22 protein-coding genes are annotated in these 23,857 nt (G+C 69.6%); 14 read left to right on the top strand and 8 right to left on the bottom strand.

What is annotated here, in order from left to right; translation table 11 throughout:
- Positions 1-106: 106 nt before the first annotated feature.
- Positions 107-319, top strand: coding sequence for a hypothetical protein (locus tag ACFVYF_RS02310; protein ID WP_383287012.1), 213 nt, complete (start codon positions 107-109; stop codon positions 317-319).
- 68 nt (positions 320-387) lie between these two features.
- Here the strand turns inward: ACFVYF_RS02310 and ACFVYF_RS02305 are convergent, their stop codons facing one another.
- The 3 genes from ACFVYF_RS02305 to ACFVYF_RS02295 all read right to left on the bottom strand — a co-directional run bounded on the left by ACFVYF_RS02305 (position 388) and on the right by ACFVYF_RS02295 (position 3,020).
- Positions 388-1,485: a S1C family serine protease gene (locus tag ACFVYF_RS02305; RefSeq protein ID WP_389449457.1), complete on the bottom strand. Its 1,098-nt coding sequence runs from the start codon at positions 1,483-1,485 to the stop codon at positions 388-390.
- Between the two features lie 123 nt (positions 1,486-1,608).
- Positions 1,609-2,310, bottom strand: coding sequence for a class I SAM-dependent methyltransferase (locus tag ACFVYF_RS02300; RefSeq protein WP_389449455.1), 702 nt, complete (start codon positions 2,308-2,310; stop codon positions 1,609-1,611).
- Positions 2,311-2,393: 83 nt separating this feature from the next.
- On the bottom strand, positions 2,394-3,020 hold the full coding sequence (locus ACFVYF_RS02295) for a DUF3043 domain-containing protein (RefSeq protein WP_389449452.1): 627 nt from the start codon (positions 3,018-3,020) through the stop codon (positions 2,394-2,396).
- A 276-nt stretch (positions 3,021-3,296) separates the two neighbouring features.
- Between ACFVYF_RS02295 and ACFVYF_RS02290 the strand changes: the two genes are divergently transcribed.
- The 6 genes from ACFVYF_RS02290 (at position 3,297) to ACFVYF_RS02265 (ending at position 11,144) form a co-directional block, all read left to right on the top strand.
- Positions 3,297-4,088 carry a PspA/IM30 family protein gene (locus ACFVYF_RS02290; protein ID WP_389449449.1) on the top strand — a complete coding sequence of 264 codons (792 nt, stop codon included), beginning with the start codon at positions 3,297-3,299 and terminating at the stop codon, positions 4,086-4,088.
- A 27-nt stretch (positions 4,089-4,115) separates the two neighbouring features.
- On the top strand, positions 4,116-4,394 hold the full coding sequence (locus ACFVYF_RS02285) for a hypothetical protein (RefSeq protein WP_389449446.1): 279 nt from the start codon (positions 4,116-4,118) through the stop codon (positions 4,392-4,394).
- A 158-nt stretch (positions 4,395-4,552) separates the two neighbouring features.
- Entirely contained in the window at positions 4,553-5,773 is a 1,221-nt protein-coding gene (locus tag ACFVYF_RS02280) for a sensor histidine kinase (protein WP_389449444.1), read from the top strand.
- Positions 5,770-6,453, top strand: coding sequence for a response regulator (locus ACFVYF_RS02275; RefSeq protein ID WP_389449441.1), 684 nt, complete (start codon positions 5,770-5,772; stop codon positions 6,451-6,453). The genes ACFVYF_RS02280 and ACFVYF_RS02275 overlap by 4 nt, the downstream gene beginning before the upstream one ends.
- A 155-nt stretch (positions 6,454-6,608) precedes the next feature.
- Positions 6,609-9,737, top strand: a complete 3,129-nt coding sequence (locus ACFVYF_RS02270) for an efflux RND transporter permease subunit (protein WP_389449438.1) — start codon at positions 6,609-6,611, stop codon at positions 9,735-9,737.
- 258 nt (positions 9,738-9,995) lie between these two features.
- The gene (locus ACFVYF_RS02265) at positions 9,996-11,144 is read left to right on the top strand and encodes a glycoside hydrolase family 19 protein (protein ID WP_389449435.1); all 1,149 of its coding nucleotides are present in this window, start codon (positions 9,996-9,998) and stop codon (positions 11,142-11,144) included.
- A gap of 148 nt (positions 11,145-11,292) precedes the next feature.
- Here ACFVYF_RS02265 and nadA read toward each other — a convergent pair whose 3' ends face one another.
- Positions 11,293-12,486, bottom strand: a complete 1,194-nt coding sequence (gene nadA / locus ACFVYF_RS02260; RefSeq protein WP_389449432.1) for a quinolinate synthase NadA — start codon at positions 12,484-12,486, stop codon at positions 11,293-11,295.
- Positions 12,487-12,817: 331 nt separating this feature from the next.
- On the opposite strand from nadA, the gene ACFVYF_RS02255 reads away from it, so the two are divergent.
- Entirely contained in the window at positions 12,818-13,174 is a 357-nt protein-coding gene (locus ACFVYF_RS02255) for a HesB/IscA family protein (protein WP_389450605.1), read from the top strand.
- A 260-nt stretch (positions 13,175-13,434) separates the two neighbouring features.
- On the opposite strand, the gene ACFVYF_RS02250 is transcribed toward ACFVYF_RS02255, so the two are convergent.
- Entirely contained in the window at positions 13,435-14,985 is a 1,551-nt protein-coding gene (locus tag ACFVYF_RS02250; protein WP_389449429.1) for a hypothetical protein, read from the bottom strand.
- 166 nt (positions 14,986-15,151) lie between these two features.
- Positions 15,152-15,361, bottom strand: a complete 210-nt coding sequence (locus tag ACFVYF_RS02245) for a hypothetical protein (protein WP_389449426.1) — start codon at positions 15,359-15,361, stop codon at positions 15,152-15,154.
- 132 nt (positions 15,362-15,493) lie between these two features.
- Between ACFVYF_RS02245 and ACFVYF_RS02240 the strand changes: the two genes are divergently transcribed.
- Positions 15,494-16,468 (top strand): carbohydrate kinase family protein, encoded by a 975-nt coding sequence (locus ACFVYF_RS02240; RefSeq protein ID WP_389449423.1) that lies wholly within the window; start codon positions 15,494-15,496, stop codon positions 16,466-16,468.
- A gap of 17 nt (positions 16,469-16,485) precedes the next feature.
- Here the strand turns inward: ACFVYF_RS02240 and ACFVYF_RS02235 are convergent, their stop codons facing one another.
- Complete coding sequence (locus ACFVYF_RS02235) at positions 16,486-17,868, bottom strand: cysteine desulfurase/sulfurtransferase TusA family protein (protein ID WP_389449420.1); 1,383 nt, start codon at positions 17,866-17,868, stop codon at positions 16,486-16,488.
- Between the two features lie 238 nt (positions 17,869-18,106).
- Here ACFVYF_RS02235 and coxB point away from each other — a divergent pair, with 238 nt between their 5' ends.
- From coxB to ACFVYF_RS02215, 4 genes are all read left to right on the top strand, one after another.
- Entirely contained in the window at positions 18,107-19,066 is a 960-nt protein-coding gene (gene coxB, locus ACFVYF_RS02230) for a cytochrome c oxidase subunit II (protein ID WP_389449417.1), read from the top strand.
- A complete protein-coding gene (gene ctaD / locus ACFVYF_RS02225) occupies positions 19,063-20,799 on the top strand; it encodes a cytochrome c oxidase subunit I (protein WP_389449414.1) in 1,737 nt (578 codons plus the stop codon). The genes coxB and ctaD overlap by 4 nt, the downstream gene beginning before the upstream one ends.
- Positions 20,796-21,194 carry a cytochrome c oxidase subunit 4 gene (locus ACFVYF_RS02220; RefSeq protein WP_389449411.1) on the top strand — a complete coding sequence of 133 codons (399 nt, stop codon included), beginning with the start codon at positions 20,796-20,798 and terminating at the stop codon, positions 21,192-21,194. Before ctaD ends, ACFVYF_RS02220 begins: the two co-directional genes overlap by 4 nt.
- Before the next feature lie 130 nt (positions 21,195-21,324).
- Positions 21,325-22,587: an Ig-like domain-containing protein gene (locus tag ACFVYF_RS02215; protein WP_389449408.1), complete on the top strand. Its 1,263-nt coding sequence runs from the start codon at positions 21,325-21,327 to the stop codon at positions 22,585-22,587.
- Positions 22,588-22,609: 22 nt separating this feature from the next.
- Here the strand turns inward: ACFVYF_RS02215 and ACFVYF_RS02210 are convergent, their stop codons facing one another.
- Positions 22,610-23,011, bottom strand: a complete 402-nt coding sequence (locus tag ACFVYF_RS02210) for a hypothetical protein (protein WP_383279851.1) — start codon at positions 23,009-23,011, stop codon at positions 22,610-22,612.
- Positions 23,012-23,198: 187 nt separating this feature from the next.
- Between ACFVYF_RS02210 and ACFVYF_RS02205 the strand changes: the two genes are divergently transcribed.
- The gene (locus tag ACFVYF_RS02205) at positions 23,199-23,819 is read left to right on the top strand and encodes a heme-copper oxidase subunit III (RefSeq protein WP_389449405.1); all 621 of its coding nucleotides are present in this window, start codon (positions 23,199-23,201) and stop codon (positions 23,817-23,819) included.
- Positions 23,820-23,857: the final 38 nt, after the last annotated feature.

Below are 23,857 nucleotides of genomic sequence, written 5' to 3'. Positions count from 1 at the left end.
ATTTTCGCCTGTCGGTGCTGGTCTTGCGCGTCCGGCTAGGCTTCGGACAGGAACCGGATCTTGTCCGGGGACTGCTGTGCAGTGTGCTCATACCTTGGAGGCGTACATGGCGGCATGGACGTGGCGGTTCGAGAAGGCCGACGGGGCGGAGGTCCAGCCCTCGGTCGCGCCTGAGGAGTTCACCACGCAGGGGGACGCCGAGTCCTGGATCGGGGAGCACTGGAAGGATCTCGCGGAGGGCGGGGCCGACCAGGTCCTGCTGTTCGAGGACACCACGAAGATCTACGGGCCGATGAGCCTGCACGCCGAGGACGCGTAGGTCCCGTACCGGGCGTCGCGCGCGCAGGCCCACGGGGCTGCCGGGAGTACCGCTCCCGGCAGCCCCGCTCACTGCTCGCCCAGGGTGACGTCGACGGTCTTCTCGGCCCCGCCCCGCGTGTACGTCAGCTTCGTCCGGTCGCCCGGCTTCTCGGCGGCCAGCGCCTCGGACAGGGAGGTGATCGAGCTGATGTCCGTGCCACCGAGCCCGGTGATGATGTCCCCGGGCTGGATGCCCGCCTTGGCGGCCGCGCCGCCGTCCTTGACGTCGACCACGGCGACACCTGCGGCCGTGTAGTTGTCGTCGACCACCGTCCGGCCCGTGATGCCGAGCGCGGCCCGCCCCGAGTCGGTGACCTTGCCGTCCTTGATGATCTGGTCGGCGACCGTCTTCACCATCGACGAGGGGATCGCGAATCCGATGCCGGGCGCGGTACTGCCGAGGCCCGGGTCGGAGGCGGCCAGCGTCGGGATGCCGATCACCCGGCCGTCCAGGTCGACGAGGGCGCCCCCGCTGTTGCCCGGGTTGATCGCGGCCGACGTCTGCACCATGTTCGCGATGGTCGCCCCGGTGCCGCCGCCGCTGCTGCCCTCGCTGACGGTCCGTCCGGTCGCCGACACGATGCCCTGCGTCACGCTGGACGACAGCCCGAGCGGGGAGCCCATCGCCAGGACGATCTGGCCCACCGCCACCTTCGACGAGTCGGCGAAGGCGGCCGCCTTCAGCCCGTCCGGCACCTTCTCCAGCTTGATGACGGCCAGGTCCTGCTCCGGATAGGAGTAGACGAGCCGCGCCGTCAGCACGTCCTCACTGTTGGCCGTGGTCACCTTGAACGTCTTCTCGTTCCCGACCACGTGGGCGTTGGTGACGATGTGCCCGTTGCCGTCGTACACGACCCCGGACCCCAGATCACTGCTCGCCTGGATCTGTACGACCGAGGGCAGGACGTTCTTGATGACCTTCTGGTAGTCGTCCTGGAGGTCGCTTGCGGCCCTCGGCGCGGCCGCCTGGGTCGTCGTCACGCCGTCCTCACCGGACGCGGACCCGGACTCCGAGCAGCCGGCCAGCAGCGTCACGCACCAGACGAAGGCGGCCGCGGGAAGGATCCGGCGCACTCGGCTACGGGTGCGCGTACGGGTGAAGGCGCGGGCAGGGAAAGCATCCATGCCCGAAGTGTCCCTTTTGGCGGTTGGTTCAGCCTCCGGTGCACACCCGAACAGGCGGCACCCCGGGCCTGTACTCCCGAACAGGCGGCACCCCGGGCCCGTACTCCCGAACAGGCGGCGTCGTCAGCCGCGCACACCGCACAGGTGCAGCAGCGCGGCGACCTGACGGTACGGATCCGTACGCCCCGCCCGCTCCTCCGCGGCCAACAGCGCCTCCAGGTCCGGCGGGACCACCGCCTCGTCCGCCGCCGTGTCGGTGAAGACCCGCACGCCGTACCAGGTCCCCAGGGGTGCCCCGATGCCCGCGAGGGTCGCCGTCAGCGTGCTGAGCCGGTCGGCGCGGACGTCGAGACCGAGGCGGTTCGTGTAGGAGACCGAGTCGAAGGCGCCGACCGTCCCGGCCCAGTCGCCGGACAGGCCCGGCCGCATGGCCAGCGCGTCCGCGTTGCGCACCAGGAGGGAGAGCAGGCCGCCGGGCGCCAGCATCCGCGCCAGGCCCGCGAGCAGCGGATCGGGCTCTTCGACGTACATCAGCACGCCATGGCACAGCACCACGTCGAAGCTGCCCGGCAGGAAGTGGACCCCGGTCTCCCGGCCGTCCCCCTCGATGAGCCGGACGCGCCCCCGAATGCCCTCGGGTTCGGCGGCCAGCGCCTCCCGGGCCACGGCGAGCATCCTGGCGTCCTGCTCCAGACCGGTCACCTGATGGCCGGCCCGGGCCAGGCGCAGCGCCTGGGTGCCCTGGCCCATCCCGACATCGAGGACCCGCAGCCGCTGTCCGACCGGGTAGCGGCCCGCTATCTGCTCGTCGAGCTGCCGGGCCACCAGCTCCTGTCGTACGACATCACGCAGCCCGCCCAGCTTGCTCAGCCAGGCATCCGCCGCGCCCCCGGAGAAAGATGTCGCGCTCAGGGCCGCTCTCCGCGCTTGACCTGCGGCTTCGGCAGCCGGAGTCGACGCATCTGGAGCGTGCGCATCAGCGCGTACGGGACGGCGCCCTTCTTGGGCGCGTCCGGGAAGCGGGTGTTCAGCTGCTTCTTCAGGCGGATCGCGATGCCGACCGAGTCGAGCACGATCAGCACGATCACGATCAACCACAGCAGCAGCGCGATGTTCTGCAGCGAACCGATCCGCACCATGCTCAGGACCAGGATCAGCACGGCCAGCGGCAGGAAGAACTCGGCGACGCAGAACCGGGAGTCCACGAAGTCACGCGCGAACTTGCGCACGGGACCCTTGTCGCGGGCGGGCAGATAACGCTCGTCGCCGCTGGCCAGCGCCGCGCGCTGCTTCTCCAGCTGGACTCGGCGGTCGTCACGCTGCCGCTTGGATGCCTCCTTCCGCGACGTCGGAGTCTTGGCCACGCTGCGGCGCTGGGTCTGGGCCTCACTGCGCTTGGGCGTGGGGCGACCCTTGGGGGCCTGCGGGTCACGGGGCATCTTGGAGTCGGTCACCAGCGCCTTGTCGGCGGGTGCCTTCTCTTCCTTGGCACGGCTACGGAACACAAAACCCAAGGGTACGGGGTGCGGGGGCATGGACCGCCGCGGACTGGGGAACGATCCGGCAACACCGGGCGTCTGTAGGGGACAGAGCGGACGTTGCTCACGGTTCGGCCGGGTGAATCCCGCAGGATCCCTCGTGGACCCTCGGGGGACACCTACTCCCTACGCCGGAGTGGGGCCGTACGCAGTCGTCCTTGGGGATGAGCGCATCCGTCCCCGAACAGTGCAGTAATGGATGCAGGGCCCGTACTGTGGGTTCTGTCGCAGGTGCTGGATCCGGAGTCCGTCAGAAGGGGGCGCGCGAAGCCCATGAGCGGTGTCATGAAGCGTATGGGGATGATCTTCCGCGCGAAGGCGAACAAGGCCCTTGACCGGGCCGAGGACCCGCGCGAGACCCTCGATTACTCGTACCAGAAACAGCTGGAGCTGCTGCAGAAGGTGCGCCGCGGTGTCGCCGACGTGGCCACCTCGCGCAAGCGTCTGGAGCTGCAGCTCAACCAGCTCCAGTCGCAGTCGACGAAGCTGGAGGACCAGGGCCGCAAGGCGCTCGCGCTCGGCCGTGAGGACCTGGCCCGCGAGGCGCTCTCGCGCCGGGCCGCGCTCCAGCAGCAGGTCACCGACCTGGAGACCCAGCACCAGACCCTCCAGGGCGAGGAGGAGAAGCTCACCCTTGCGGCCCAGCGCCTCCAGGCCAAGGTCGACGCCTTCCGCACCAAGAAGGAAACGATCAAGGCGACGTACACCGCGGCCCAGGCGCAGACCCGGATCGGCGAGGCCTTCTCCGGCATCTCCGAGGAGATGGGCGACGTCGGCATGGCCATCCAGCGCGCCGAGGACAAGACCGCTCAGCTCCAGGCGCGGGCCGGCGCGATCGACGAGCTGCTCGCCTCCGGCGCCCTCGACGACCAGTCCGGACTGGCCAAGGACGACATCCAGAGCGAGCTGGACCGGCTCTCCGGTGGTACGGATGTAGAGCTGGAGCTGCAGCGGATGAAGGCGGAGCTGGCGGGCGGCTCCTCGTCGCAGCAGGCGATCGAGGGCGGCTCGGGCAAGGCCCAGTCCCAGCAGCCACAGGACACTCCACGCTTCGACAAGCAGTAGTCGGGGCCCACGCCTGAGGAGGGCGACATGATCGTACGGATCATGGGGGAGGGCCAGGTGGAGCTGGCCGACGGCCATCTCGCCGAACTCAACAAGCTGGACGACGAGCTGCTCGCCGCCATGGAGAGCGGCGACCAGGACGGCTTCCGCCGCACGCTGGGCGCCCTCCTGGAGGCGGTCCGCCGCCTGGGCACGCCGCTCCCCGACGACTCCCTCGAGCCGTCGGAACTCATCCTCCCCGCCCCGGACGCCACCCTGGAAGAAGTCCGGGCCATGCTCCGGGACGACGGCTTGATCCCGGGGTGACGTCGTAGCTGCGGGCAGCGGCAGCCTGTAGGGGGCGGGGCGGGGTGACCCGCGTACACGCCCCCCGCAGGGGCCCGCGCGCGTGGGCCCTCCGCACCACCCCAGGTACCCGGGTAGCACCGTTCCGCCCCCGCCAAGGGCCCCGTACCTTTGCACGGGTGAGCACGCTAGAGCGCACCAGGTGCAGAGCCCGGGCCCACCCGCTGGCCCTCGACGCGGCCCTCGCCGCCGGCGTCCTGGTCTGCATGGCGGCGAGTTCCGTCATCGACCCGCACGCGGATCACGCCGCGACCTGGGGCGTCCGCACCCCGAACCCCCTCAGCCTCACGCTCATGGTGCTCGGCGCGGCGGCCCTCGTCCTCCGCCGCCGCGCCCCCATCCCGGTCCTCGCCGCGACGGTCGCCGTCTCGCTCGTGGAGCTGGTGTCCAGCGACCCCCGCGGCCCCGTGGTGATGTGCGCCGTCGTCGCCCTCTACACCGTGGCCTCGGCCACCGACCGGCCCACGGCATGGCGCCTCGGTCTGCTCACCATGACCCTGCTGACGGCGGTCGCGATGCTCGCGGGCCCCCTGCCCTGGTACACCCAGGAGAACCTCGGCATCTTCGCGTGGACCGGAATGGCCGCCGCCGCGGGCGACGCCGTACGCAGCCGGCGCGCCTTCGTGCACGCCATACGGGAGCGTGCCGAGCGGGCCGAGCGAACCCGGGAGGAAGAGGCGCGCCGCCGCGTCGCCGAGGAGCGGCTGCGGATCGCCCGCGATCTGCACGACGTCGTCGCCCATCACATCGCCCTGGTCAATGTGCAGGCCGGCGTCGCCGCGCACGTGATGGACAAGCGGCCCGACCAGGCCAAGGAGGCGCTCGCCCATGTGCGGGAGGCCAGCCGCTCCGCGCTGAACGAACTCCGGGCGACGGTGGGGCTGTTGCGGCAGAGCGGGGACCCGGAGGCCCCCACCGAGCCGGCCCCCGGCCTGCACCGGCTCGACGAGCTCGCCGACACCTTCCGCAACGCCGGTCTCCCCGTCGAGGTCGCCGGCGCCGACCATGGCACCGCCCTGCCGGCCGCCGTCGACCTGGCCGCCTACCGCGTCATCCAGGAAGCCCTGACGAACGTGCAGAAGCACGCGGGCCCCGCGGCGAAGGCCGAGGTCAGCGTCGTACGCGTGGGACCGAACGTCGAGGTCACCGTGCTCGACAACGGGCCTGGGCAGGACGAGGGACCGCAGGACGGGGGCGGGCACGGGCTGCTGGGCATGCGCGAGCGGGTCACCGCGCTCGGCGGCACCTGCACCGCCGGTCCCCGGTACGGCGGCGGTTTCCGGGTCCATGCGATCCTTCCCGTCAACAACCGCACGCCTGCCACGGGGGACTCCGCATGACCATCCGCGTCCTGCTCGCCGACGACCAGGCGCTGCTGCGCAGTGCCTTCCGCGTCCTGGTCGACTCCGAGTCCGACATGGAGGTCGTGGGCGAGGCGGCCGACGGCGCGGAGGCGGTGCGGCTCGCGCGCGAGGAGCGCGCCGACGTGGTGCTGATGGACATCCGGATGCCGGGCACCGACGGGCTGGCCGCCACCCGGCTGATCTGCGCGGACCCCGGTCTCGCCCAGGTCCGCGTGGTCATGCTGACCACCTTCGAGGTCGACGAGTACGTGGTGCAGTCGCTGCGGGCCGGGGCATCCGGGTTCCTCGGCAAAGGGTCCGAGCCCGATGAACTGCTCAGCGCCATCCGGATCGCGGCCGGCGGAGAGGCACTGCTCTCGCCCGCCGCCACCAAGGGGCTCATCGCCCGGTTCCTCGCCCAGGGCGATCCCGCCGACGACGGGCGCGACCCGGCCCGCTCCGAACGGCTCGGCACCCTCACCGTCCGGGAGCGCGAGGTCCTGGTGCAGGTCGCCGGCGGGCACTCCAACGACGAGATCGCCGAGCGCCTCGAAGTCAGCCCGCTGACGGTGAAGACGCACGTCAACCGGGCCATGGCCAAGCTCGGCGCCCGCGACCGCGCCCAACTGGTCGTCATCGCGTACGAGTCGGGCCTGGTACGTCCAAGGGTGGAGTGAGCTCCACCGGCGCCTACTGCGGCCGCAGTAGGCGCCGTATAAGGAAATGGACCTGGGGGCGACGGATCGGCCGCCGGTGATGGCTCAGGGTGTGACAAGAGGCGCTCACATGTGCCCGCCTGCCGCTCACACCACGGAAAAGAGACCTGCCACCCATGTCCTGGCTGTCCAGATTCAGCCTCGCGCAACGGGCCCTGATAGGGCTGATGTCGATCGTCGCGCTCGCCTTCGGAGCGATCGCGATCCCACAGCTCAAGCAGCAGCTGCTGCCCACCATCGAACTGCCCATGGTGTCCGTCCTGGCGCCGTACCAGGGTGCGTCCCCGGACGTGGTCGAGAAGCAGGTCGTCGAGCCCATCGAGGACAACCTCGAATCCGTCGACGGGATCACGGGCGTCACCTCCACGGCGAGCGAGGGCAACGCCGTGATCATGGCGTCCTTCGACTACGGCAACAACACCAAGCAGCTCGTCGCCGACGTCCAGCAGGCCGTGAACCGGGCCCGCGTCCAGCTCCCGGACGATGTCGACCCGCAGGTCATCGCCGGTTCGACCGACGACATCCCGACCGTCACGCTGGCCGTCACCTCGGACAAGGACCAGCAGGCCCTGTCCGATCAGCTGGACCGGACCGTCGTACCGGCGCTGAAGGACATCGACGGCGTCGGCCAGGTCACGGTCGACGGCGTCCGGGACCTCCAGGTCGCCGTCACGCCCGACGACAAGAAGATGGCGCGGGCGGGTCTCACCACGGCCGCCCTCGGCCAGGCGCTGCAGGCGGGCGGCGCGACCGTCCCGGCGGGCTCCTTCGACGAGGACGGCAGCAACCGCACCGTCCAGGTCGGCGGCGGCTTCACCTCGCTGAAGCAGATCCAGGACCTGATGGTCACGGGCGCGGGCGGGAAGAAGCCCGTCCGCCTCGGTGACATCGCCGCGGTCGAGCAGGAGCAGGCCACGGCCGACTCCATCACGCGCACGGACGGCCGGCCCAGCCTCGCGGTCGTGGTCACCATGGACCACGACGGCAGCGCGGTCGCCATCTCCGACGCGGTGAAGGACAAGCTGCCCGACCTCCGCAAGGACCTGGGCAAGGACGCGACGATCACGGTCGTCAGCGACCAGGGTCCGGCGGTGTCCAAGTCCATCGACGGACTGACCACCGAGGGTGCGCTCGGTCTGCTCTTCGCGGTCCTCGTCATCCTGGTCTTCCTGGCGTCGATCCGCTCCACCCTCGTCACCGCGGTGTCCATCCCGCTGTCGGTGGTGCTGGCCCTGATCGTGCTGTGGACCCGCGACCTGTCGCTCAACATGCTGACGCTGGGCGCGCTGACCATCGCGATCGGCCGGGTCGTCGACGACTCGATCGTCGTCCTGGAGAACATCAAGCGGCACCTCGGCTACGGCGAGGAGCGCGAGGAGGCGATCCTCAAGGCGGTCCGCGAGGTCGCGGGCGCCGTCACCTCCTCGACCCTCACCACGGTCGCCGTCTTCCTGCCCATCGGCCTGACCGGCGGCATGGTGGGCGAGCTCTTCGGCTCGTTCAGCCTGACGGTCACGGCGGCGCTGCTCGCGTCCCTGCTCGTCTCGCTCACGGTCGTACCGGTGCTGTCGTACTGGTTCCTGCGCGCCCCGAAGGGCACCCCGGCGGACGCCGACGAGGCACGCCGCAAGGCGGAGGAGAAGGAGGCGCGCAGCCGTCTCCAGCGCTTCTACGTGCCGGTCCTGCGCTTCGCGACCCGTCGCCGCCTCACCAGCGTGGCGATCGCGATCGTCATCCTGGTGGGCACGTTCGGGATGGCGCCGCTGCTGAAGACGAACTTCTTCGACCAGGGCGAGCAGGAAGTCCTCTCCGTCCAGCAGGAGTTGAAGCCCGGCACCAGCCTGGCGGCGACCGACGCCTCGGCCAGGAAGGTCGAGAAGATGCTCGACGGGGTCAAGGGCGTCAAGGACTACCAGGTCACGGTGGGCTCGTCCGGCTTCATGGCGGCCTTCGGCGGCAGCACGGACACCAACCACGCCTCGTACCAGGTCATGCTGGAGGACTCGGCGTCGTACGACGATGTCCAGGACAGCATCGAGGACGGTCTCGGCAAGCTCTCCGGGATCGGGACGACCACGGTGGCGGCCGGCGACGGCTTCGGCAGCCAGGACCTGAGCGTCGTCGTGAAGTCGGCCGACGCGGGCGTCCTGCGCAAGGCGGCCGACGAGGTCCGCGACGAGGTGGCCGGGCTCGACGACGTCACGGACGTGACGAGCGACCTGGCGCAGAGCGTGCCCCGGATCTCCGTCAAGGCCAACTCCCGTGCGGCGGCGGCCGGTTTCAACGACACGACACTCGGCGCGGCCGTCGCCCAGGCGGTGCGCGGCACGACCAGCGGCAAGGCGATCCTGGGCGACACCGAGCGGGACGTCGTCATCAAGTCGGCCGAGCCGGCCCGGACGCTGGACGAGCTGAAGAGCCTGCGCCTCGGTGCCGTGAAGCTCGGTGACATCGCGACCGTGAAGCTCGTGGACGGCCCGGTCTCCATGACGCGTATCGACGGTCAGCGGGCAGCCACCATCAGCGCGAAGCCGACCGGCGACAACACCGGCGCGGTCAGCGCGGACCTCACGGCCAAGCTGGACAAGCTGAAGCTCCCGGCGGGGGCGACGGCGGAGATCGGCGGTGTCTCGCAGGACCAGGACGACGCGTTCGCCTCGCTGGGCCTCGCGATGCTGGCGGCGATCGCGATCGTCTTCATGCTGCTGGTCGCGACGTTCCGCTCGCTGGTCCAGCCGCTCATCCTGCTGGTGTCCATCCCGTTCGCGGCCACGGGCGCGATCGGTCTGCTGGTCGCCACCGGCACCCCGATGGGTGTCCCGGCGATGATCGGCATGCTGATGCTCATCGGCATCGTGGTCACCAACGCGATCGTGCTGATCGACCTGATCAACCAGTACCGCAAGCAGGGGTGCGGAGTTGTCGAGGCCGTGATCGAAGGCGGCCGGCACCGTCTGCGGCCGATCCTGATGACCGCGCTGGCGACCATCTTCGCCCTCCTTCCGATGGCGCTCGGTGTGACCGGCGAGGGCGGCTTCATCGCCCAGCCGCTGGCCGTGGTCGTCATCGGCGGTCTGATCACGTCGACCCTGCTGACCCTCCTCCTCGTCCCGACGCTCTACGCGATGATCGAACTGCGCAAGGAGCGGCGGGCGAAGAAGAAGGCGACGAAGAGGTCGGCCAAGTCCGGCGACGCCACCGCCTCCGACGAGGCGGACAAGTCCCCGGAGCCCGCCGGAGTCTGACGCTCGGTCACCCCGACTGCCGGCCGGCTGTCACTTCGCTGTCGGCCGGCTGTCATCCGGATCGCCACCCGGGCCCCCGCCCCCGCGCATCGTGCGCCGGGACGGGGGCCCGGTCGTTTTCGGCCGCCCTGCCCGCAGTGCCGATCGCTGGTCCGTACCTGACTTGACTCCGTTTGGTTCACGCCTTAAAACAAGCGGTGAACACCCCTCTTTCGACTCCCCACTTGAGCATATTGCGGCGAAAGGTATGACATGGGCATGAAATTCCAGTGGAGACGCACGGCCGTCCGGCGGGGCCTCCCCACGGCCCGCAAGGCGGCCTACGCCGCTGCCTGTTCCCTCGTCGTGGGCCTGCTGAGCGTGCTGCCCGCGTCCCCCGCCGCGGCGGCCACCGGCCAGATCAGCGGACTCGCGGGCAAGTGCATCGACGTGGCCGGCGCGTCGAGCGCCAACGGCACGGCGGTGCAGCTGTACGACTGCAACGGCAGCGCGGCCCAGCAGTGGAACGTCGGCTCCGACGGCACGATCCGGGCGCTCGGCAAGTGTCTGGACGTCACCGGCAATTCGACCGCCGACGGGGCCCAGCTCCAGCTGTGGGACTGCAGCGGCGGCGCCAACCAGAAGTGGGCCGTCTCCTCCGCCCAGGACATCGTCAGTATCTCGGCGAACAAGTGCGTCGACGTCACCGGCAACAACTCGGCCAACAGCACCCGGCTGCAGATCTGGACCTGCACCGGCGCCGCGAACCAGAAGTGGACGGCTCCCTCCTCCGGTGGGGGTACGCCCAGCGGATTCGTCGTCTCCGAGGCGCAGTTCAACCAGATGTTCCCGAGCCGGAACTCCTTCTACACCTACAGCGGTCTGACCGCCGCGCTCAGCTCCTACCCCGGGTTCGCGAACACGGGCAGTGACACGGTCAAGAAGCAGGAGGCGGCGGCGTTCCTGGCCAACGTCAACCATGAGACCGGTGGTCTGGTGTACGTGGTGGAGCAGAACACCGCGAACTACTCCCACTACTGCGACTGGGGTCAGTCCTACGGCTGCCCGGCCGGTCAGTCGGCGTACTACGGCCGTGGGCCCATCCAGCTGAGCTGGAACTTCAACTACAAGGCCGCGGGTGACGCGCTGGGCATCGACCTGCTGGGCAACCCCTGGCTCGTGCAGAACGACGCGGCGGTGGCCTGGAAGACGGGCCTTTGGTACTGGAACACGCAGTCCGGCCCGGGCACGATGACCCCGCACAACGCGATGGTCAACGGTGCCGGATTCGGCCAGACGATCCGCAGCATCAACGGCTCCCTGGAGTGCGACGGCAAGAACCCCGCCCAGGTGCAGAGCCGTGTCGACGCCTACAACCGCTTCACCTCGATCCTCGGCGTCACGCCCGGATCGAACCTGTACTGCTGACACCGGGTTTCGTCCGCCTGACACCGGGCCAGTACGGCTGACACCGGTCCTGTGCGGCTGACACCGGTCCCGCATGCGGTAAGGGGTGCCCCCCATGGAGGGGCACCCCTTACCCGCGTACGGACGTGGTCGCGTCCGGCGACACGCGCTACGGCAGCGCCAGCATCCGCTCGAGCGCGAGCTTCGCGAACGCCTCAGTCTCCTTGTCGACCTCGATGCGGTTGACGAGGTTGCCCTCGGCCAGGGACTCCAGGGTCCAGACCAGGTGCGGGAGGTCGATGCGGTTCATGGTCGAGCAGAAGCAGACCGTCTTGTCGAGGAAGACGACCTCCTTGTCCTCTGACGCGAAGCGGTTGGCCAGCCGGCGGACCAGGTTCAGCTCCGTGCCGATGGCCCACTTGGATCCGGCCGGAGCCGCCTCCAGGGCCTTGATGATGTACTCCGTGGAGCCCACGTAGTCCGCGGCGGCCACCACTTCGTGCTTGCACTCGGGGTGGACCAGCACGTTCACCCCGGGGATCCGGGCCCGTACGTCCTCCACCGACTCCACCGAGAAGCGGCCGTGGACGGAGCAGTGGCCGCGCCACAGGATCATCTTCGCGGCGCGCAGCTGCTCGGTGGTCAGCCCGCCGTTGGGCTTGTGCGGGTTGTAGAGGACGCAGTCCTCCAGGGACATCCCCATGTCGCGCACGGCCGTGTTGCGCCCCAGGTGCTGGTCCGGCAGGAAGAGCACCTTCTCGCCCTGCTCGAACGCCCAGTCCAGCGCCTTCTTGGCGTTGGAGGAGGTGCAGATCGTGCCCCCGTGCTTGCCCGTGAAGGCCTTGATGTCCGCGGAGGAGTTCATGTACGAGACGGGCACGACCTGCTCGGCTATGCCGGCCTCGGTCAGTACGTCCCAGCACTCGGCGACCTGCTCGGCCGTCGCCATGTCGGCCATGGAGCAGCCGGCGGCGAGGTCGGGGAGGACCACCTTCTGGTCGTCGGAGGTGAGGATGTCGGCGGACTCTGCCATGAAGTGCACGCCGCAGAAGACGATGTACTCGGCCTCGGGGCGCGCGGCGGCGTCCCGGGCGAGCTTGAAGGAGTCGCCGGTGACGTCCGCGAACTGGATGACCTCGTCGCGCTGGTAGTGGTGGCCGAGGACGAAGACCTTGTTCCCGAGCTTCTCCTTCGCCGCGCGGGCGCGCTCCACCAGGTCCGGGTCGGACGGTGAGGGCAGGTCGCCGGGACACTCGACGCCACGCTCGCTCCTCGGGTCGGCCTCGCGGCCGAGCAGGAGCAGGGCGAGGGGCGTCGGCTGTACGTCGAGCTCCTGGGGCTGGGCGGTGGTCACGACACGCACCCTTTCTGTTCTGCGGCTCGCGGGGAGTCCGATCGATCCCCGCGGGACTTGCGGGACATGCCTTTTCGTCGATATGACGCTATCTATCATAACCGCTTCACGTCAGTTTGACGACGGCCATTGCGTCGATGTGACGTGAATCCTGGCCGCCCCGATGGCGGGTGACATCCCGGTGTCCGTGGGGTTGTCCACAGGCCGGTGTTCGCTTCACGGCGCATGTGCGAGCATGAAGGGAGAAGCGAAAAGACAAGACCCGGCCCGGAATGAATCCGCGGCCATGCCGGTTGCAACCGTCGGCAAGCAGTCTCCGTACAACCCGGGAGAGAAGCAGATGTCCGTATCGGACGAGACCACCACCGTGAGCGACGGCATCATCCTGTCCGAAGCCGCCGCTGCCAAGGTCAAGGGCCTGCTCGACCAGGAAGGCCGTGACGATCTGGCGCTGCGCGTCGCCGTTCAGCCCGGTGGCTGCTCCGGCCTGCGCTACCAGCTCTTCTTCGACGAGCGCTCCCTCGACGGAGATGTCGTCAAGGACTTCGACGGCGTCAAGGTCGTCACCGACCGCATGAGCGCCCCGTATCTCGGCGGCGCCTCGATCGACTTCGTGGACACCATCGAGAAGCAGGGCTTCACGATCGACAACCCGAACGCGACGGGCTCCTGCGCCTGCGGCGACTCCTTCAGCTGAATCGTCCCCCGACCGAGCGTAGCCGGTGGTGCGGCTCGGTCCGCGCGTCATGACGAAGGCGGCGTCCCCCTCCGACAGGGACGCCGCCTTCGCACGTCCGCGGCGCCCTCGGAAGGGGCCGCGGGAGTGAGTGGGGCCTTGAAGTGACCCTGGGTGCCTCCAGAGCCACGAGGTCGTACGCAGGGCGGCCCCCCGGCCCAAAGAGCCGCCGAGATCGCCAGGAGGGCCGCTCCCGGCCCTTCTGAGTCACCGATGCCGCGTCACTGCGGACCCGCCCCGCCGCCCGGGTTGGTGACCTCGCCCTTCTTGACCGCCTTGCCGTCGGCTCCCACGACCTTGCGGTCGCCGAGCGGCTGGTCGAGGTGCACCGTCTTCTCGTAGACCTTGGCGATCAGGACGCAGACCTTGCCCTTCCACGGCTTCTCGGTCACCGTGACCGTCACCTTGTCCGAGGTCTCGCTCGCCGAGGCCGAGTAGTCGGCGCAGACCCCGCCGGTGAAGCTCACGGTCAGGTCCTTGCCGTCCGCCGTGTAGCCCTCCACCGGCACCGCGCGGGACGACGGCTGCGAGGTCGGCTCGTCGCCCGGGCCGGTCGGCCGCGGGCTCGGCGGCCCGGTCGGGCTCTGGGCGGGCCCCGGCGCGGTCAGATACCGCGGGTCGACGGCCGGATGCGTCACGGTGATGCCGTCGTCGGCCCCCTTCGGCCGTACCTCGAACAGCCAGGACGGCACCAGCGTCTGCCGTCCGTCCACGACGTGCGAGGCGAGCCCGAAGGTCGCCTTCTCGACCGCCACGGACTCGGGGGCCGGCGTCGCGGTGGACGCCCCGCACGGCGCCTCGTCACGGTCCTTCAGCGGGACGGGGCTGGCGCAGCCGCCGATGCCCTTGCGCCCGCCGCCCGGCGCCGACCCGTTCATCAGATCCAGGGTCCGCTGCGCGCCGATGACGGGGTACGTGTCGCCCTTCACCGGTGTCTTCAACTGGCCGCTGCCGCCCACCACTTGCCCGTCCGCGCCGACCTGGATGCCCGTGGCCCAGCCGTACGTCGGCAGGCCGCCGACCTTCGGATCCGCGTTCACCACCCGTACGGCGCCCATGAGCTGGCGCGCGTCCAGCTTCGCGTCGTCCTGTCCGGCCGCCTTCAGCACGGGCGCGGCGGCCTTCTTCGCGGCGGCCTCAGTCACCGCGGCACTGGTGTCGGACGCCTTGCCGGAGCTCGCGGAGCCTCCCGCGCACACGGTCGGGCTCTTGCAGAGGTTGTCGCTCCCGGGCGCGTACCGGCTGAACGTCCAGGTCCCCGGCGCCCGCTTGTTCACCTGGAGGCTGGGCCCGGAGCCGTCCTTGTCCGGCCCGACCTTCCAGACCTCGCCGGACGCCTGCGGTGTGCCCTTGAGCCCCAGGGACTCGGCGAGCCGGGCCACCTCGGCCTTCGTGACCTCCCCCTTCGCCGCGTACACGGGCGCGGAGTCCGGACCGCCGGGCAGCTTGCCGTCCGCGCGATACCTCGTGCCATAGGGATTGGGCTCGCCCGGCGCGATGCCGTTCGTGTCGCCCGTGCCCGAACCGCCCTCGGAGTAGCCGTCGAGGGCCAGCGGCGGGGGAGTGCCGTCGCCGCCGGCGGCCCCCGAGCCGGCGCGGCCGCCCCCGCCGTCGTACGCGGTGGTGGCGACGTACGCCCCACCGCCTCCGACGAGGAGAACCGCGGCCGCGACCGAGACGACGGCCACCGGGGAATGCCGCCGACGCGCCTTGGCCGCCTCGCCGCCCTCGGTGGGTTCGGCCGCGTCGTTGTCGGGTCGCTCGGTGCTCACCGCATCGCTCCTTCGCCTCCGCTGCTGTCCATGATGACCCGGCCCTGTCAAAAGTCGGGCCGAAGGGTCGTATACCGCATCCCCTTTACGGGGGACAGCGATGGGACGCAGCGGGGGAGCGCGCGGTTCCCTGCGGGCGCCGGGTCCGCCGGCTCGCCCGGCGCCCTCAGTCGCCGTAGTCGGACATGGCGTCCAGCAGCCGGGCCGAGGTGGGGGGCACGGTCACGCCGTGGATGAGGGACGGGGAGACGGGGTGGGGGGTGCTGCGGTCGGGCGCCGTCCAGTGCGGGACCATCCGGGCGCAGTCGCCGCGCAGCGACGCCAGACCGCCTTCGAGGTCGAGCGGAGCGGAGCCGTGGACCTTGAGGTTCGTCATACCCGCACCGTAAGCACTGATCACCGCACGAAGAAAGATCTACTATCGGGTAGTTTTGCCCGCTTCAGAGCACGCGCCCCGCCGGGTAGCGTGAACTGTCAATCCCCTCCCCTGCAGGAGTGTGTCCCCGCCGTGCGTATCGCAGTCACCGGCTCCATCGCCACCGATCACCTCATGACCTTCCCCGGCCGTTTCGCCGACCAGCTCGTCGCGGACCAGCTGCACACGGTCTCCCTCTCGTTCCTGGTCGACAACCTCGACGTACGCCGGGGTGGTGTCGGCGCGAACATCGCCTTCGGTATGGGCCAGCTGGGTACGTCCCCGATCCTGGTCGGCGCGGCCGGCGCGGACTTCGACGAGTACCGCGCCTGGCTGGACCGCCACGGCGTCGACACCGGCTCCGTCCGCATCTCCGAGGTGCTGCACACCGCGCGCTTCGTCTGCACCACGGACGCCGACCACAACCAGATCGGCTCCTTCTACACGGGCGCGATGAGCGAGGCCCGGCTCATCGAGCTGAAGGCCGTGGCGGACCGGGTCGGCGGTCTCGACCTCGTCCTGATCGGCGCGGACGACCCCGAGGGGATGCTGCGCCACACCGAGGAGTGCCGCTCCCGCGCGATCCCCTTCGCGGCCGACTTCTCCCAGCAGATCGCCCGGATGAACGGCGACGAGATCCGGACCCTGCTGGACGGCGCCACCTACCTCTTCTCGAACGAGTACGAGAAGGGGCTCATCGAGTCGAAGACGGGCTGGACCGACGAGGAGATCCTGGGCAAGGTCGGCCACCGGGTGACCACCCTCGGCGCGCAGGGCGTGCGCATCGAGCGCGCCGGCGAGGAGCCGATCGAGGTCGGCTGCCCGGAGGAGCTGCGCAAGGCCGACCCCACGGGCGTGGGCGACGCGTTCCGCGCGGGCTTCCTCTCCGGCCTCGCCTGGAACGTCTCGCTGGAGCGGGCCGCCCAGGTCGGCTGCATGCTGGCCACCCTGGTCATCGAGACGGTCGGCACCCAGGAGTACCAGCTGCGCCGCACCAACTTCATGGACCGCTTCACCAAGGCCTACGGCCACGAGGCGGCCGCCGAGGTGCAGGTCCACCTGGCCTAGCTCATCCGGTCACGACGTCAGGACAGCCGGCGGACCACATAGGCCGCACCGCGCTCCGCCGGCTCCTCCCCGACGTACTCCTGTCCCCGCATCTCGCACCACGCCGGGATGTCCAGGCGTGCCGCCTCGTCGTCCGAGAGGACGCGCACCGTGCCGCCCACCGGGACGTCGCCGATGACCTTGGCCAGTTCGATGACCGGGATCGGGCACCGCTTGCCCAGGGCGTCCACGAGGAGCGCATGGGCGGCGGCGGGGGTCTTCGTCGGCTCGGCCGGGGCGCCCAGTTTCTCGCGGACCGCCAGGACCGTAGCGGGGAGGACCGAAAGGAAGCGGTCGACGTCCGCCGCCGGCGTGCCCGGCGGCAGCGACACGCGGACGTTGCCCTCGCTGAGCACGCCCATGGCCTTCAGGACATGGCTCGGCGTCAGCGTGCTGCTCGTGCACGACGACCCCGAGGAGACCGAGAACCCCGCGCGGTCCAGCTCGTGGAGCAGAGTCTCTCCGTCGACATAGAGACAGGAGAAGGTGACGATGCCGGGCAGCCGCCGGTCCGGGTCGCCGACCACCTCCACGTCCGGGATCAGTTCGGGCACCCGCGTGCGGATCCGGTCCGTCAGTTCCCGCAGTCGCGCCGCCTCCGTGGCCGCCTCCGCCTGTACGGCGCGCAGCGCGGCCGCCGCGGCCACGATCCCCGGGATGTTCTCGAAGCCGGCCGCCCGCCCCGACTCCCGCTCGTCCACGGGCCCTTGAGCGGCGAACCGCACCCCCTTGCGGACGACGAGCAGCCCGACCCCCGAAGGCCCGCCCCACTTGTGGGCGCTCGCCGCGAGCAGGGACCAGTCGCCCTCGATTCGCCCCCAGCCCAGCGACTGCGCCGCGTCCACGAGCAGCGGTACGCCGGCCGCCCGGCACTCCTGCGCCACCGCGGCCACCGGCTGCTCCGTCCCCACCTCGTGGTTGGCGGACTGGAGGCAGGCGAGCGCGGTGTCGGGGCGCAGGGCGGCCGCGTACGCGTCGGCGGTGACGGCACCGGTGCGCCGGACCGGGACCTGGGTCACCGTCCCGCCGCCCGTCTCATGGACCTCCGCCGAATGGAGCACCGAAGAATGTTCGACCGCTGACACGATCAGGTGGCCTCCGACGCGCCGACGGCCCGCCAGGGCGCCCGCGATCCCGGAGTGCACGGCCCGCGTCCCGGACGAGGTGAACGCCAGCTCGTCCGGGCGGCAGCCCACCGCGTCGGCGGCCGCCTCGCGCGCGGCGTCGAGCAGCAACCGGGCCCGGCGCCCCTCGCGGTACAGGCGGGCGGGGTCCGCCCACCCCTCGTCGAGCGAGGCCAGCAGGGCCTGCCGGGCTACCGGGTGGAGCGGGGCCGAGGAGGCGGCGTCGAAATAAGGCACGTGTCCACGCTAACTCCTGGTCCGGAGGGGGTGTCAGAAGGCGGCCGGAGCGGGGCATTCCACTCCTTCGGGGTGTCGGACGGCGCGTTGGGCACCCTCCCCGCGCGACCCCAAATAGCGTCCAGTAGGGTTTGGTCCGCATAAACATCCAAACCCCTGCCCGTGTGCCAGGGCGGCGAGCGACCAGCGAGAAGGCCGTAGCCAACCAGCGCGGGCGAGACTCTCGGGAAGGCGCTACGTGAGTCCCTACGGCTCCGACCGCTCGCCGCGGCGCCCGATGCGGCGGAAGCTGCTGCAGGCACTGACAGCGGGCTTGGTCCTGGCGACCGCCACCGGTTGCACATACAAGGACTTCCCCCGCCTTGGTATGCCCACCCCGACCACGGAAGAGGCTCCGCGGATCCTCTCCCTGTGGCAGGGGTCGTGGGCCGCAGCACTCGCCACGGGCGTGCTGGTCTGGGGCCTGATCCTGTGGAGCACCTTCTTCCACCGGCGCAGCCGCACCAAGGTCGAAGTTCCCCCGCAGACCCGGTACAACATGCCCATCGAGGCGCTGTACACGGTGGTCCCGCTCATCATCGTCTCGGTGCTCTTCTACTTCACGGCACGCGACGAGTCGAAGCTCCTGGACCTCTCAAAGAAGCCGGACGTCACGGTCAACGTGGTCGGCTTCCAGTGGAGCTGGGGCTTCAACTACATCGAGAACGTCGACGGCTCGACCGGCGACGCGACGACGGACAAGAACCTGGCCGCCATTCCGGACCGGTTCACCAAGCAGTTCCCGGCGAACGCCGGTGGTGTCTACGACGTCGGTACGCCGGCCTCGCAGAACCCGCAGACGCACAACCCCGGTCCGACCCTCTGGCTGCCCAAGGGCAAGACGGTCCGGTTCATCCTCACTTCACGTGACGTCATCCACTCCTTCTGGGTGGTGCCGTTCCTCATGAAGCAGGACGTCATCCCGGGCCACACCAACTCCTTCCAGGTGACCCCCAACAAGGAGGGCACCTTCCTGGGCAAGTGCGCCGAACTGTGCGGCGTCGACCACTCCCGGATGCTCTTCAACGTGAAGGTCGTCTCTCCCGAGCGCTACGAGGCCCACCTCAAGGAGCTCGCGGCGAAGGGGCAGACCGGTTACGTCCCGGCCGGCATTGAGCAGACGGGCCACGAGAAGAACCGGGAGACGAACAACCTGTGAGCATCCTCAACGAACCTCAGGGTGCCGCCGAGGCCGAAGGCTCGTACGCGAACGAGCTGCCGGTCCGGCGCAAGCAGCCCGGCAACGTCGTGGTCAAGTGGCTCACCACCACCGACCACAAGACGATCGGCACGCTGTATCTGGTCACGTCGTTCGCGTTCTTCTGCATCGGTGGCGTCATGGCGCTGCTGATGCGCGCCGAGCTCGCGCGTCCTGGTCTGCAGATCATGTCGAACGAGCAGTTCAACCAGGCGTTCACGATGCACGGCACGATCATGCTGCTGATGTTCGCGACGCCGCTGTTCGCCGGCTTCACCAACTGGATCATGCCGCTGCAGATCGGCGCGCCCGACGTGGCGTTCCCACGGCTGAACATGTTCGCCTACTGGCTCTACCTGTTCGGCTCGACCATCGCGGTCGGCGGCTTCCTCACCCCGTCGGGCGCGGCCGACTTCGGCTGGTTCGCCTACAGCCCGCTGTCGGACGCGGTCCGCTCACCGGGCGTCGGCGCCGACATGTGGATCATGGGTCTGGCCTTCTCCGGCTTCGGCACCATCCTCGGCGCGGTCAACTTCATCACCACGATCATCTGCATGCGCGCACCGGGCATGACGATGTTCCGCATGCCGATCTTCGTGTGGAACGTCCTGCTGACCGCGGTACTGGTCCTGCTGGCCTTCCCCGTGCTCGCCGCCGCGCTGTTCGCGCTGGAGGCGGATCGGAAATTCGGGGCACATGTCTTCGATGCCGCGAACGGCGGTGCGCTGCTGTGGCAACACCTCTTCTGGTTCTTCGGCCATCCAGAGGTGTACATCATCGCCCTGCCGTTCTTCGGAATCATCTCCGAAGTGATCCCGGTGTTCAGCCGCAAGCCGATGTTCGGCTACATGGGCCTCATCGGCGCCACCATCTCCATCGCGGGTCTCTCCGTGACGGTGTGGGCGCACCACATGTACGTCACCGGCGGCGTACTCCTGCCGTTCTTCTCCTTCATGACGTTCCTCATCGCCGTGCCAACGGGCGTGAAGTTCTTCAACTGGATCGGAACGATGTGGAAGGGCTCGTTGTCCTTCGAGACACCGATGCTCTGGGCCGTCGGCTTCCTCATCACCTTCACCTTCGGTGGTCTGACCGGCGTCATCCTGGCCTCGCCGCCGATGGACTTCCACGTCTCCGACTCGTACTTCGTGGTGGCGCACTTCCACTACGTGGTCTTCGGCACCGTGGTGTTCGCGATGTTCTCCGGCTTCCACTTCTGGTGGCCGAAGATGACCGGCAAGATGCTCGACGAGCGGCTCGGCAAGATCACCTTCTGGACGCTGTTCGTGGGCTTCCACGGCACGTTCCTGGTGCAGCACTGGCTGGGTGCCGAGGGCATGCCGCGCCGTTACGCGGACTACCTCGACGCCGACGGCTTCACCGCGCTGAACACGATCTCGACGATCAGCTCCTTCCTGCTCGGCCTGTCGATCCTGCCGTTCCTCTACAACGTGTGGAAGACGGCCAAGTACGGCAAGAAGGTCGAGGTCGACGACCCGTGGGGCTACGGCCGTTCACTCGAGTGGGCGACCTCCTGCCCGCCGCCGCGGCACAACTTCCTCACCCTGCCGCGGATCCGCTCCGAATCCCCGGCGTTCGACCTGCACCACCCGGAGATCGCCGCTCTCGAGCAGCTCGGACACGGCGGCCACGGTGCCAGCGCCCTCGCGGGTAGCAAGGAGACCGGCAAGTGAAGATCCAGGGCAAGATGTTCATCTGGCTCGCCGTCTTCATCCTCGTCATGGCGATCGTCTATGGCGTGTGGTCGAAGGAGCCCGCCGGTACCACGGCACTCTTCCTGGCCTTCGGCCTGAGCATCATGATCGGCTACTACCTGGCCTTCACGGCCCGGCGGGTCGACGCGGGCGCTCAGGACAACAAGGAGGCCGACGTCGCGGACGACGCCGGCGAGGTCGGGTTCTTCAGCCCGCACAGCTGGCAGCCGCTCGCCCTCGGCACCGGTGGCGCGCTCGCCTTCCTGGGCGTCGTCTTCGGCTGGTGGCTGATGTACTTCTCGGCCCCGATCATCCTGATCGGCCTGTGGGGCTGGGTCTTCGAGTACTACCGCGGTGAAGACCGCACCCAGTAGCACGCGCTGAGCGCACGGGAGCCCGGACACTCCGTCAGGAGTGACCGGGCTCCCCCTTTTGCCACACCTCCTGTCCCTCGCACGGCTCACTCACCGCGCCGGAGCCGGTGGGGCTTCTTAGCGTGGGCTCATGAACCACTCACCGCGAATCCGCACGGTCGTCAGCTGCACCACGCTGGTGGTCGCCCTCGGCGCGGGGTCCACCGCCTGCAGCTCGGACGGCAACCCGCTCTCGGCCAAGCCGTACGACGCGGCGGGTCAGATCGCTTTCAACGGCCCCGCCGGCGGCAGCCGCAAGGCCGACCCGGACAAGCCCCTGGAGATCACCTCCAGAGGCTCCGACGGGCGCATCACGGACGTAACGGCCGTGGACGCCACGGGCAGGTATCTGGCGGGCCAGCTGTCCGCCGACGGCCGCCGCTGGCACAGCACCTCACCGCTCGCCGCCGACGCCCACTACACGGTGTCGGTGAGCACCGAGGACGAGGACGGCGCGCCCGGGCGCAAGGTCCTCTCCTTCGACACCACCAAGCCCTCCACGAAGAAGCGGCTGGACGTCACCTTCGGGCCGGACGCGGGCAAGTACGGCGTCGGTCAGCCCGTCACCGCCGAACTCAGCGCCCCCATCAAGGACAAGGCCTCCCGGGCCATCGTCGAGCGCGCCCTGAAGGTGGACTCGACGCCCGCCGTCGAGGGCGCCTGGCACTGGGTCGACGACAAGGAACTGCACTTCCGCCCCAAGGAGTACTGGCCCACCAACGCCACCATCCAGGCGCACGCCAACCTCGCGGGCATCAAGATCGGCGACCGTATGTGGGGTGGCAACGCCAAGCCGCTGAAGCTCACCACCGGCGACCGCGTCATCGCGGTGACCGACGCCGCCGCGCACTCGATGACGGTCTACAAGAACGGTGACGAGATCAACGAGATCCCGGTCACCACCGGCAAGCCCGGCTTCGAGACCCGCAACGGCGTCAAGGTCGTGCTCGGCAAGGAGTACTTCGTACGGATGCGCGGTACCAGCATCGGCATCTCCGAGGGCAGCTCGGACTCGTACGACCTGCCGGTGTACTACGCGACCCGGGTGACCTGGAGCGGTGAGTACGTCCACGCGGCGCCCTGGTCCACCGGCTCGCAGGGGTCCGCCAACGTCAGCCACGGCTGCACCGGCATGAGCACCGCCAACGCCGCCTGGTTCTTCGAGAACGTCCGCGCCGGCGACATCGTGAAGGTCCAGAACTCCAACGGCGACATGATGGACCCGTTCGGCAACGGGTTCGGCGACTGGAACCTCGACTGGAAGAAGTGGCGCACGGGCAGCGCGCTGCTGGGCGGGACCCCGGACGGACCCCGCCCCGCGGACCGTGCGCGGCTGCGCCCGGAGAGTGCCTGAGAGCAAGCCCCGCAGCGGCGGCTCAGGTGCCCAGCAGGGCCTTGCGGCGCAGCAGCGAGGCCAGCGAGGCCGCGAACTCCACCGGGTCGACCGGCAGGGTCACCGCGGCGTCCGCGCGGCTCCAGGTGGCCAGCCAGGCGTCCTGCGGGCGGCCGATGAGTACCAGCACGGGCGGGCAGTTGAAGATCTCGTCCTTGATCTGGCGGCACACGCCCATGCCGCCCATCGGCACCGCCTCGCCGTCCAGGACGCAGACGTCGATGCCGCCCTTGTCCAGCTCGGCCAGTACGGCCGCCGGCGTGGCGCATTCGAGGAACTCGACCTGGGGTGCGTCGGCCGCCGGCCTGCGGCCGGTCGCCAACCGGACCTGTTCGCGGGTGTTGGAGTCGTCGCTGTAGACCAGCACCGTGGCGGTCGGCTGCATTGTTCCTCCGTGACTTCGGCGACTCTGGCGTCGTACGGGCGTGAACCGATGCGCGGATGCTACTCCCTCAAACACCTCGTCAACACCGGTTCGGACAGGGCTTCGATGGGCCATACGGGCAGGACACACCCCTCGGACACTCCGAACGGCACCCCCCGGGGTGAGGGCGGGATAAGCGACCGACATAATGTCGGTCGTGGCGACAGCAACGACAGTAGAAACCGGGCACGCGCACCCGTCGGTCAATCGGCCGAACCTCACCAGCGTCGGAACCATCATCTGGCTGAGTTCCGAGCTGATGTTCTTCGCGGCCCTCTTCGCGATGTACTTCACCCTGCGATCGGTGACCGGGTCGAATCACTGGAAGGACATGGCCGAGTCGCTGAACGTTCCGTTCTCAGCGACGAACACCACGATCCTGGTGCTCTCCTCACTCACCTGCCAGCTCGGCGTCTTCGCCGCCGAGCGTGGCGACGTGAAGAAGCTCCGGGCGTGGTTCATCGTCACCTTCATCATGGGTGCGATCTTCATCGGCGGTCAGATCTTCGAGTACACCGAACTGGTCAAGAAGGACGGGCTCTCGCTCTCCTCCGACCCGTACGGCTCGGTGTTCTACCTGACCACCGGCTTCCACGGTCTGCACGTGACAGGCGGTCTGCTGGCCTTCCTGTTCGTCCTCGGCCGCACCTACGCGGCCAGGAGGTTCACTCACGAGCAGGCCACCGCAGCCATCGTCGTGTCCTATTACTGGCACTTCGTCGATGTCGTCTGGATCGGCCTTTTCGCCACGATCTACCTGATCAAGTAGCCGGTGCGTCGTCCGACGACCCACCGAACACATTCCAG

This window comes from Streptomyces sp. NPDC058274 (assembly GCF_042881375.1).
Lineage (GTDB): Bacteria > Actinomycetota > Actinomycetes > Streptomycetales > Streptomycetaceae > Streptomyces.
Note: the sequence above shows the minus strand (reverse complement) of the source record. Positions and strands in the feature narration are given on the sequence as shown.

Excerpts from the sequence above, each read along its gene's own strand:
- ACFVYF_RS02310 (WP_383287012.1), top strand. The coding sequence starts at position 107 with ATGGCGGCATGGACGTGGCGGTTCGAGAAGGCCGACGGGGCGGAGGTC.
- ACFVYF_RS02305 (WP_389449457.1), bottom strand. The coding sequence starts at position 1,485 with ATGGATGCTTTCCCTGCCCGCGCCTTCACCCGTACGCGCACCCGTAGC.
- ACFVYF_RS02295 (WP_389449452.1), bottom strand. The coding sequence starts at position 3,020 with ATGCCCCCGCACCCCGTACCCTTGGGTTTTGTGTTCCGTAGCCGTGCC.
- ACFVYF_RS02290 (WP_389449449.1), top strand. The coding sequence starts at position 3,297 with ATGAGCGGTGTCATGAAGCGTATGGGGATGATCTTCCGCGCGAAGGCG.
- ACFVYF_RS02285 (WP_389449446.1), top strand. The coding sequence starts at position 4,116 with ATGATCGTACGGATCATGGGGGAGGGCCAGGTGGAGCTGGCCGACGGC.
- ACFVYF_RS02275 (WP_389449441.1), top strand. The coding sequence starts at position 5,770 with ATGACCATCCGCGTCCTGCTCGCCGACGACCAGGCGCTGCTGCGCAGT.
- ACFVYF_RS02270 (WP_389449438.1), top strand. The coding sequence starts at position 6,609 with ATGTCCTGGCTGTCCAGATTCAGCCTCGCGCAACGGGCCCTGATAGGG.
- ACFVYF_RS02265 (WP_389449435.1), top strand. The coding sequence starts at position 9,996 with ATGAAATTCCAGTGGAGACGCACGGCCGTCCGGCGGGGCCTCCCCACG.
- ACFVYF_RS02255 (WP_389450605.1), top strand. The coding sequence starts at position 12,818 with ATGTCCGTATCGGACGAGACCACCACCGTGAGCGACGGCATCATCCTG.
- ACFVYF_RS02245 (WP_389449426.1), bottom strand. The coding sequence starts at position 15,361 with ATGACGAACCTCAAGGTCCACGGCTCCGCTCCGCTCGACCTCGAAGGC.
- ACFVYF_RS02215 (WP_389449408.1), top strand. The coding sequence starts at position 21,325 with ATGAACCACTCACCGCGAATCCGCACGGTCGTCAGCTGCACCACGCTG.
- ACFVYF_RS02210 (WP_383279851.1), bottom strand. The coding sequence starts at position 23,011 with ATGCAGCCGACCGCCACGGTGCTGGTCTACAGCGACGACTCCAACACC.
- ACFVYF_RS02205 (WP_389449405.1), top strand. The coding sequence starts at position 23,199 with ATGTCGGTCGTGGCGACAGCAACGACAGTAGAAACCGGGCACGCGCAC.